Raw genomic sequence first — 2,135 nt, forward strand, 5'->3', positions numbered from 1 at the left:
ATATAAAGGAGCCGGTTTCAAATATAATAATTTGTTAGATTGGATTTGGTCTATTTCATTCGCAGTGCTATTTCTACTTTTTCTTTGGTCTGTCATTGATGAACTGACTGTTGATACGCCTGAGTTTTGGGTGTTGTTTTTTTTCATGGCAATGATGGTGTTGGTGTCAAGGTACCTTCTCTCTCCTGATAAACACTACTGTTATCACTTGACCTCATTAGGTATTTACTACACAGAAAAAGACATGATCCCCGATGTTGCCTATCAGGTAGTACGTGGTTTTGCGTGGGTGGGTATTGTGGTTTGTATTATTGCTGCGTTTATGCTCGGTCCTCTTGCCTTTGTTGGGGCCGGTGGTTTTGCGCTGATGTCGTTTGGGATGACAAACTTTCGTCCTTCTATTGATAACCACTATATATTGATTTCTGAGCGTACGGTTGTGTTTGATTTAGAGAACGATGGGGTGCTGTCACTTGAAGCTGCAGAGCAGGATGTGCATGCTTATGGTGGAAATATATTCACCACGACACTCGACCAAAAGCAAGAACTACTTGCTACATTACGTTCACTCTTCCCTAGGATCGAGTTCGTAAAGATAAAAAGACTGAAAGATCAGTATAAACACCCTGTTTATCAGCAAGAAGAAGAGAAACCGACCGAATAACTCACTTCAATTCGGAGAAAGCTAATGACACGCACCATTGAAGTGAGAGTAGACTAAATGATCTCAAATGAAACAGTCGAACGATTAGAAGAGCAACTGTACACAGATAGAGTTGAGCACAACTGGGAGCAAGTCGGTCCAGATGGGAATTATTCCCCGACTGTTCGATGGGCTCTCTCTTTAATGATTGGTTTGTTTTTGCCAACGTTTTTAATGATTGTTAGTGATGCGTCCTGGTGGAGTGCTGCTTTTTGGTTTTGCTTCACTTTGGCTGTGATGGGAGTTTTGATAACAAGATATCTATTTATTCCTGACAAGCACCGTTGTTATTATCTAACCTCTATGGGTATTCATTACACAGAAAAAGACATGATCCCCGATGTTGCGTATCAGGTGGTGCGTGGTTTTGCGTGGGTGGGGATCGTAGTCTGTATTATTGCCGTGTTTGTGCTTGGTCCTCTTGCGTTTGTTGGGGCAGGTGGTTTTGCGTTGATGTCGTTTGGCATGACGAATTTTCGTCCTAATGTAAATCACTCTTATATCTTGATTTCTGAGCGTACGGTTGTGTTTGACTTAGAGAATGATGGGGTGCTGTCACTTGAAGCTGCAGAGCAGGATGTGCATGCTTATGGTGGAAATGTATTCACCGCAACACTCGATAAAAAGCAAGAACTACTTTCTACATTACGTTCACTCTTCCCTAGGATCGAGTTCGTAAAGATAAAAAGACTGAAAGATAAGTATAAACACCCTGTTTATCAGCAAGAAGAAGAGAAAGCGACCGAATAACTCACTTCAGTTCGGGAAGAGTGAATGATGCGTACCATTGGATTGAGAATTGAGTAATAGCGAAACTATAAATCCTATTGAAAAGAGGCTCTACGAGGTGGAAGTTCGCCACTATTGGGAACATAAAGGATGGGGTGGAAAATTTGATCACCTTGGAATTTGGGGACTATCAATTTTTGCAGGGCTAACTCCTTTTTGCTTTCTATGGTTTGTAATCGACGAGCTCACTATAGACTCTATTGCGTTTTGGGGATTATTTTCTTTCATGACGATGATGGTATTAGTCTCAAGGTATCTTTTTTTCCCCGAYAAGCATCGCTGTTACCACTTAACGCCTCTGGGTATTCAYTATACAGAAAAAGACATGATCCCMGATGTTGCTTATCAGRTMGTGCGTGGTTTTGCGTGGGTGGGMATCGTGGTTTGTGTTATTACCGTGTTTGTGCTCGGTCCTCYTGCTTTTGTTGGGGCAGGTGGCTTTGCGCTGAGGAATCCCCTGATGATTTAGATAAAAATCATAAAGTTAAGGTAGATGCACATCCTGTTATGTGATCAAATGATTTCGCCAAAAAACAAGCAACCAGACAACAAGATGTGCGAACTCAATATATTACACGATTCTCTCTACCAATTCTGCCCTGAACTGCACTTAAAGCGACTTAATAGCTTGATGTTAGCGTGT

The 2,135-nt window shown here is 41.6% G+C and carries 2 protein-coding genes; both read left to right on the forward strand.

Going from position 1 to position 2,135, the window contains the following annotated elements; all coding sequences use genetic code 11:
- Nucleotides 1–664: hypothetical protein (locus tag BZG79_RS14550; RefSeq protein WP_077774760.1), on the forward strand; the 664-nt coding region annotated here is incomplete at its 5' end.
- 57 nt (nt 665–721) lie between these two features.
- Nucleotides 722–1,453, forward strand: coding sequence for a hypothetical protein (locus tag BZG79_RS14555; RefSeq protein WP_077774761.1), 732 nt, complete (start codon nt 722–724; stop codon nt 1,451–1,453).
- Nucleotides 1,454–2,135: the final 682 nt, after the last annotated feature.

Origin of the sequence: Salinivibrio sp. MA427 (assembly GCF_001996115.1) — a bacterium.
GTDB lineage: Bacteria > Pseudomonadota > Gammaproteobacteria > Enterobacterales > Vibrionaceae > Salinivibrio > Salinivibrio costicola.